This is a genomic window from Okeania sp. SIO2F4, assembly GCF_010672385.1.
In the GTDB taxonomy this organism is placed as follows: Bacteria; Cyanobacteriota; Cyanobacteriia; order Cyanobacteriales; family Microcoleaceae; genus Trichodesmium.
In genome coordinates, this window is record NZ_JAAHGT010000592.1 from 1 (window position 1) to 6089 (window position 6089).

General features: G+C 37.5%; 13 protein-coding genes. 7 read left to right on the plus strand and 6 right to left on the minus strand.

All coding sequences use genetic code 11. From position 1 onward, the window contains the following. Positions 1-116: 116 nt before the first annotated feature. The 6 genes from F6K22_RS28210 to F6K22_RS28235 all read right to left on the minus strand — a co-directional run bounded on the left by F6K22_RS28210 (position 117) and on the right by F6K22_RS28235 (position 2836). On the minus strand, positions 117-533 hold the full coding sequence (locus tag F6K22_RS28210) for a transposase (protein ID WP_293105725.1): 417 nt from the start codon (positions 531-533) through the stop codon (positions 117-119). Positions 534-1056: 523 nt separating this feature from the next. Next, positions 1057-1290, minus strand: a complete 234-nt coding sequence (locus tag F6K22_RS28215) for a hypothetical protein (RefSeq protein WP_293105728.1) — start codon at positions 1288-1290, stop codon at positions 1057-1059. Between the two features lie 80 nt (positions 1291-1370). Then, a complete protein-coding gene (locus tag F6K22_RS28220; RefSeq protein ID WP_293105731.1) occupies positions 1371-2126 on the minus strand; it encodes a hypothetical protein in 756 nt (251 codons plus the stop codon). Positions 2127-2215: 89 nt separating this feature from the next. Next, positions 2216-2461 carry a hypothetical protein gene (locus tag F6K22_RS28225; RefSeq protein ID WP_293105733.1) on the minus strand — a complete coding sequence of 82 codons (246 nt, stop codon included), beginning with the start codon at positions 2459-2461 and terminating at the stop codon, positions 2216-2218. Positions 2462-2480: 19 nt separating this feature from the next. Beyond that, the gene (locus tag F6K22_RS28230) at positions 2481-2672 is read right to left on the minus strand and encodes a hypothetical protein (protein WP_293105736.1); all 192 of its coding nucleotides are present in this window, start codon (positions 2670-2672) and stop codon (positions 2481-2483) included. Further along, positions 2669-2836, minus strand: a complete 168-nt coding sequence (locus F6K22_RS28235) for a hypothetical protein (protein ID WP_293105738.1) — start codon at positions 2834-2836, stop codon at positions 2669-2671. The genes F6K22_RS28230 and F6K22_RS28235 overlap by 4 nt, the downstream gene beginning before the upstream one ends. 406 nt (positions 2837-3242) lie before the next feature. Here F6K22_RS28235 and F6K22_RS28240 point away from each other — a divergent pair, with 406 nt between their 5' ends. The 7 genes from F6K22_RS28240 to F6K22_RS28270 all read left to right on the plus strand — a co-directional run bounded on the left by F6K22_RS28240 (position 3243) and on the right by F6K22_RS28270 (position 6078). Continuing rightward, positions 3243-3689, plus strand: coding sequence for a hypothetical protein (locus tag F6K22_RS28240; protein ID WP_293105741.1), 447 nt, complete (start codon positions 3243-3245; stop codon positions 3687-3689). Between the two features lie 48 nt (positions 3690-3737). After that, the gene (locus tag F6K22_RS28245; protein WP_293105744.1) at positions 3738-3944 is read left to right on the plus strand and encodes a hypothetical protein; all 207 of its coding nucleotides are present in this window, start codon (positions 3738-3740) and stop codon (positions 3942-3944) included. Between the two features lie 107 nt (positions 3945-4051). Continuing rightward, complete coding sequence (locus tag F6K22_RS28250) at positions 4052-4501, plus strand: hypothetical protein (protein ID WP_293105747.1); 450 nt, start codon at positions 4052-4054, stop codon at positions 4499-4501. Then, positions 4498-4692 carry a hypothetical protein gene (locus F6K22_RS28255; RefSeq protein ID WP_293105750.1) on the plus strand — a complete coding sequence of 65 codons (195 nt, stop codon included), beginning with the start codon at positions 4498-4500 and terminating at the stop codon, positions 4690-4692. Before F6K22_RS28250 ends, F6K22_RS28255 begins: the two co-directional genes overlap by 4 nt. A gap of 230 nt (positions 4693-4922) precedes the next feature. Then, complete coding sequence (locus F6K22_RS28260) at positions 4923-5300, plus strand: hypothetical protein (RefSeq protein ID WP_293105753.1); 378 nt, start codon at positions 4923-4925, stop codon at positions 5298-5300. Further along, positions 5294-5776 carry a hypothetical protein gene (locus F6K22_RS28265; protein ID WP_293105757.1) on the plus strand — a complete coding sequence of 161 codons (483 nt, stop codon included), beginning with the start codon at positions 5294-5296 and terminating at the stop codon, positions 5774-5776. The genes F6K22_RS28260 and F6K22_RS28265 overlap by 7 nt, the downstream gene beginning before the upstream one ends. 8 nt (positions 5777-5784) lie before the next feature. Continuing rightward, complete coding sequence (locus F6K22_RS28270) at positions 5785-6078, plus strand: hypothetical protein (RefSeq protein WP_293105760.1); 294 nt, start codon at positions 5785-5787, stop codon at positions 6076-6078. Positions 6079-6089: the final 11 nt, after the last annotated feature.

Genomic DNA, 6089 nt, shown 5'->3' on the forward strand with positions numbered 1-6089 from the left:
CTAGTAAGGTTTTTTGCTGATTATTTGGGTGTAACTCAGTTTTGAATCCTAGTAGCATAAAATCAAACATAGATAATCATAGATTGTACTAGATAATCATAGATTATGTCAAGCTGTTAATTACCCTCATCAAAATAGATAAAAGCTTCTGGATTATCCCAATTCCTAAACCCATAGGTTGCCAACGCCAAAGCATCGGCCTGGTCATTTTTATCAGGCAACCGTTCCGATTTTCGCAAATGTTTAACTTCAGGATGAGAAACCCACCGAACTTCAATTCCGTGTTGAGAAGCGATCGCTTTCCAAAGATAGGAATAGTTTACCCCCGTCGGCTCCAAAACCAACCCCTGACTACCACGAGCCAAGCCTACGAACTTTTCCACACTTTCGGAATTCAAGTGAAATGTTAGGGGGTCTTTGAGTTTTGGTCGTTTATTTTGCCTAAACTCCCTTTTTAAATCTGTAGGATTGTTTGATAACTCCCAAACGACTAAAGAAGATTTACAAACATCTCCACCTAAAATCTTAAGCATAATGTATAATACTGTTGAGTTGTAAGAGAGTCGCCCACGAATCTCCTAAAAGCATTTTTAATGCTCACTTTACTTTCAAGGCGACTCTCTGTTAATCCTTCCCATGAAATGCTCATAAAGCAACGAAAGCATCAAATATGCTCACTTTTCTCACAAAGCACTTTCCATAGGAATTGTCGGGCAACACCCGCAACGGCTAGTTAATAGTCGTTTCTGCAATAATCATGCGTCGTCAGGCGGGCAAATTAGTTTATTTGTTGTAACCCAAAGAATTTATCAAAACAGTATCAATTAAATCTTGCAACTGGGGGAAATAATGATTGAGTAGTTGCTGTAACTTTTTAAGGGTCTTGCTAGCTGTTCGATTAGCTGGATAAACACTCAACCAATATAGCAATGCAAAGCAGACGAACACAACTTATAATGGGTAAAGCTCTATATGAATGGGGGTTGATTTTTGAAAGCGATCGATTAACTTTTGAAAGTTTTTAATGTTTTTCATTGATAGACACTCCTGTCATAGTTATTTGTCTGGTACTGCTAACTTGAAAATAATTGATTGCTTGCGTTCATCTGGTAACAATCTAATTTTCAGATCAACTGCCACCGCCAAATAAGTCCTAAATTCTTCTTTGTTTAAGTTTCTTGCTGCGTATGCCATCTCTGAATTTGGATCTAACAACCCTTCCACACACAATTCACGAGCAATACTCAAAGCTAGGACATTTTTAGCATCAACAGTTATTTTTTCATCCATAATAAGTATTTCTGAACTCTTGAATGATAAAGAGACTCAATGTGCAAAAATTATTAACTCTTTCCTTCTGCTCCCTGCAATCACCAGAAATCATCACAGATTTCATACCCAGTATCTTGCTCCCAATATTGCTTCCCCTCGTGCATATAGAAAACACCAGAATAATTGACGTCTAAGACTTCAAAGAACTTATCGTGCCGATCGCCTGCCAAACCAACACCGGAAACAATCTTAATTGTGTCTCCAATCATAGGTTTTGGCGGTTTATTTATGTTTGGCTTGGGGATTTCCCCTGACTCTGGTTCCTCTTCAGGTTCTGGGAATAGTGCGACTGGTGGTGGCACGAAGTCTGTCGTTCCCTGAAGAGCTTCCTGATCTGTAGTCGTCGTTGTCGTCGTTTTCTCCTTTTCAAACTCTCTCGATATCGTCTGTCTGATTCGATCGCCATTTGAATCATCTTCCGTTTCTGTTTTCTGCGTTTTTCGATCCATCTTTTGATTCCGGAAATATTCATAAGCATTGATATAAGTCTGCTTGTATCGGCAGCTACCACCACCCCATTCCCTAATTTTCTCAATGGGGATACGCTTGCGCCAGAAAAACTTTCGATACCATTGAATAGGTTTTTGTTTAATAGTTTTTTTGACAGGGAATGGTATTATATTGTCAATTCTTGGTTCTCTTGGGGGGGTGGATAATTTTGGGAAAATCTCTAGTTGCTTGGGTTGTGGCTTTCTTTTGTAAATATTAGGTAGTGGTTTTAGCGATCGCTCTTCCACATACCTTGTCTCACACTTGCGGGTAAAACTGTCTATGTCAAATAATGTTGTTTGCATTTTCAATCTCCTCTTAAATTACCTCTATCTCTATAAACAGACATGGCTAAATAGCTAAACTTGACCGCACGCTCAAGCATTAGTTTAATTTATTCTTGAGTAAGGTCTGATTCCTTTTGCCAAATAGAAACAACTAAAGATTTGTAAATTTCATTCATTATGTGGCACGGCCTAATAATAGTGTTGTGCATTGCCTCTGTCATGTGCTTTCCAATCGCCTGTGCAAGAAAGGCGTCAGAAAGTTCTACTTCCATCCGGAAATCTCCATCATTCAGTTTGGATACTAAAGCATCCACCAAATAATCTATATCTTCTTTGTTCATCATTCTCTGCAATACTTCTGTTGTAAGTTATTTATTCTTTGTCTTTGACCCATTCGGTGTAAGCGATCGTATCCGTGGGTTCTTTTCTGGAAGGCCGATAACTGGGTTGTTTGGCTAATCGGTAGCCGTCGCGCTTCATCCAGTTGTCCATGCCGGCAATAAAACTCTCGATATCAGTTTTATCCCCAATAATGCGGACATCTAAAGTTAGTCTGATGCTCATCTTACATTTTTAACTAAACCAATAAACCAAATCCAACCCCATGAGGCAACAACAGCAGCGAATGCTATTGTTAACAAAAGAGAAATCCAAAATGTGTGCTGTTCGATTCTGCTAAGGTGCTGATTTAGCTCTCTTAACAAAGCTGCAATTTTTTCTGATTCCATGCAAATCCTCAAATAATTTCAGAAAGGCAGGGAACGCTATAACCAAACGCTCCCCACAACTAGCTTCTGTAAAAATTGATAGGAACTAATAGGAGGATTGCAGGAGACTACGATCCTCCATTAAACTTGAACTTTTTCGCAATACCAATACTAAGAAATGTTGCTAATTTCTAAGAGATCGTCGTCTAAGCATTCCTCCATTGCTTAACAATTATTAACTATCTCTAGGGAAGGGTCAGTTCCCTACTGACCCAAACATAGATATATAGACTCAGCTTCTACACAAAACGCTTAACTGTCCTACTCCGTTAGGCCATGTCCTTCAGAGGTTGTTTTTTTGTGTATACTTACACATCCTACAGGATATTTTATTTTTGTCAATATTCTTTTAGGATATTCTATAATAATGACCGTAAGATTCTATAAGAATGTAGTTATTATGGTTCAACAAAATGGGACACAAGAGCAATCATCTAGTGCATGGGGAAATCAAGACTTCGACAGGCTTCAGTTTAACCCCCACGAGTATACAGGCGATAAGAGATGTAGCAAGGAAGGAGAAAATCAGCCAATCGGAGGTAGTGGAGAGGCTAGTCCGGAAAAATCTCATACAGCCTCAGCAGTTGTCACTTACGAAGGAGCAATGCAATTTATTGGGGGAATTTGCAGCCGGTTAGACAAGCAGGATGAAAAAATTCTTAAGTATGCTTGCCAGCACAATGATCGGCTGCAACGACGAAAGCAAGAGAGCGATGAATTTATCGCGCAATTCAAAAAAGAGCAAGAAGAAATCAGGCAAGAGGCAAACAATTTTATTGCGTTGTTAAGGTCTCACGGAGAACAACAAAAATAAACTATCAGGAATGCCGATCGCTCTTTCAAGCGATTGGCAATTTTTATTATGGAAACAAACATAGAAGGCCATATAAAAGGAAAATTCAAAGTAATAGGAAGAAGCCATTTTTCCGTGTTCTTTTACTCTAAAAATGTATCGGAAATTCACCCACCAACTCCGATAGTAACCAGGCTATATTCTGCTGATACTGCCATAAAAATAGCAGACAAACTTAACGATGTATTAGAGGAATTGAAGAAAGAATATCAATAATGGAAATAAACACAGCAATCAACTTTTACGCCCTCGTATTGATTTTATTGGTAGCCCCAATATTAATAGCTTTAATAATCGATCAGGACTAACTACGAGAGAAAAGAATGCAGATTAAAGACTTACAAATTGACATAAAGCATTTAGGCGAATTAGTATTCTGGCACGAAGAAATATTAGACCTGCTTCGACATGAATCCCGTCCAGGAACAATTCCTAATACTAACGAAAAACTTTATAAACTTATAGGATTCAAACCCACATTTTACAGTTTACATACTGTTAAGATTAATGAATATCAAATGCGGGTTATTGCTTTGACTAAAATTCAAGAAGACTATAATCTCATTCATAGAATAATAAGTTTGATTGACAAACAAGAAGAGTCAAACTTCAAGAACAAAGGGATCTATAAATCAATAATTTCCAATATTGTTACCAATCATATAGAAACTGAAATTTCCAGTGTGTTGGATGACAAAGATGAATTTCCCTTAACCTTTGTTTCTATGCGAATGTACGCCTTGAGAAGCAATAACCTGGGGAGTATTTTATGAGACTAAGTAAATTTCAGACTGTAGTTTTAAACCACTTAAGAATTGCTGGCTATCCTTTAACATTAAATGTGATAGCTAAGGAGATTTCTTATAGCAAATCCTTAGTAATCTCCAGCTTAATTTATTTAGAAAGGATGGGAGTTATCTCTGTTGTTCGTCGCCAGGGCGTTAGTTATTATTGTGCTAACTAAATGGACAAAAAAACTATGAAGAGTAATTAGTAATCTGCATAATTGGAGAAGAAAAATGACCATTCAAGACCCCCTTTTACCTATTGCCTCAGACACTAATCTTCAATGTGAGTCAACAAACTATACCTTTGAAATGAAAAGACCCATACTGCTACTATTTAGTCCTGAGATTAGAACATTAATCAAAGTCATGTGCCGAGAAGTCTCTCTGGTATACGGAGATGTTCTTCATGCCGAAAAAAAAATTAGGAAAAATCCAATTTTACTCAGTAGTTCCCTTTGATGGTTATGGCAAAAATACAGACGAGAGCTTTTCATCTACAGCTCTTGTGTTTTTACATTTGCACCAAGGTTTTGAAAAAGGCAAATCCAGGACTATTATTACAGGAGAAACCTTCATTCCTCACGAAGATAGAGAAATTTTAGAAAAATACCTTGGGTCTCTAATTCAAAAGTTTTTTGATAAAAAACCACCATCCCTAGAAGATATTTGGAAAGATATAAACCACATCAACGCTGGAGCTTTTGCCTTCCATCACAAAAAACAGATAGAAAGACAGAGTAAAGGATTCGGAATAAATTGTTCATTTAGATGTAAGAAATGCTAGATTTTATTTTCAACAACCCCAAAATTAAATTCGGAGAACTAATGCTTTGGGATGAAAGAATAACTCAATACATAATCTCACAATTTCCCGACTATCAAGGGGATAAAGTTTTAGATTATTTGGCTTTAAATCCCAACCTTTATTCAGTACACAAAGTATCCTATAGGGGCCAACCCATTCCCACATTTTCTTTTGCTGAATTCAACATAGAAAAAAGCACGGTAAAAGTTGCTATATTCTGGTTATTAGGGTCGCTTAAACAAAAGCCCAATCAACAATGGCAAGAAAACTTTAATAAAAAAATTGAAATACATACTAAAAATCAGATAAGCAAAATTCTTGGGCAAATTGTCTTATCAACTTGCGACAACAAACCATTGACAAACTTTTCAACTTCAACTACTACTATTCACATCTTACTTTCCCAACATTTAGACAGATTCAGACAGCAAGAAATAGCAACAAGCATGAACTAGAAAAAAACATGAATATTTCAACAATTAAACAGGGGGAATGGGTAGAAATAAGGGCTAAAAATCACCCCTTGCGCGGGGAAATTTGCCAAGCACAAGAAGTCGCAATTTCGACTGTAGAAGTTTACCACCAAGGCCACGGCTTAGTTAAATTTAGGTTAAAGGACACTAAACAAGTCTCGCCACCCAAACATCCCCCCATCACCCCCCATAGTATTGTGGCCCGAATAGAATCTTTGATAAATAGATATCAACAGATAGGAGGCACGGTTGACCGAAAAAGCGGGTCTCAAGCCTCCCCCTAGAAGGGGGAGGC

Excerpts from the sequence above, each read along its gene's own strand:
- F6K22_RS28210 (WP_293105725.1), bottom strand. The coding sequence starts at position 533 with ATGCTTAAGATTTTAGGTGGAGATGTTTGTAAATCTTCTTTAGTCGTT.
- F6K22_RS28215 (WP_293105728.1), bottom strand. The coding sequence starts at position 1,290 with ATGGATGAAAAAATAACTGTTGATGCTAAAAATGTCCTAGCTTTGAGT.
- F6K22_RS28220 (WP_293105731.1), bottom strand. The coding sequence starts at position 2,126 with ATGCAAACAACATTATTTGACATAGACAGTTTTACCCGCAAGTGTGAG.
- F6K22_RS28230 (WP_293105736.1), bottom strand. The coding sequence starts at position 2,672 with ATGAGCATCAGACTAACTTTAGATGTCCGCATTATTGGGGATAAAACT.
- F6K22_RS28235 (WP_293105738.1), bottom strand. The coding sequence starts at position 2,836 with ATGGAATCAGAAAAAATTGCAGCTTTGTTAAGAGAGCTAAATCAGCAC.
- F6K22_RS28240 (WP_293105741.1), top strand. The coding sequence starts at position 3,243 with ATGACCGTAAGATTCTATAAGAATGTAGTTATTATGGTTCAACAAAAT.
- F6K22_RS28245 (WP_293105744.1), top strand. The coding sequence starts at position 3,738 with ATGGAAACAAACATAGAAGGCCATATAAAAGGAAAATTCAAAGTAATA.
- F6K22_RS28250 (WP_293105747.1), top strand. The coding sequence starts at position 4,052 with ATGCAGATTAAAGACTTACAAATTGACATAAAGCATTTAGGCGAATTA.
- F6K22_RS28255 (WP_293105750.1), top strand. The coding sequence starts at position 4,498 with ATGAGACTAAGTAAATTTCAGACTGTAGTTTTAAACCACTTAAGAATT.
- F6K22_RS28260 (WP_293105753.1), top strand. The coding sequence starts at position 4,923 with ATGCCGAAAAAAAAATTAGGAAAAATCCAATTTTACTCAGTAGTTCCC.
- F6K22_RS28265 (WP_293105757.1), top strand. The coding sequence starts at position 5,294 with ATGCTAGATTTTATTTTCAACAACCCCAAAATTAAATTCGGAGAACTA.
- F6K22_RS28270 (WP_293105760.1), top strand. The coding sequence starts at position 5,785 with ATGAATATTTCAACAATTAAACAGGGGGAATGGGTAGAAATAAGGGCT.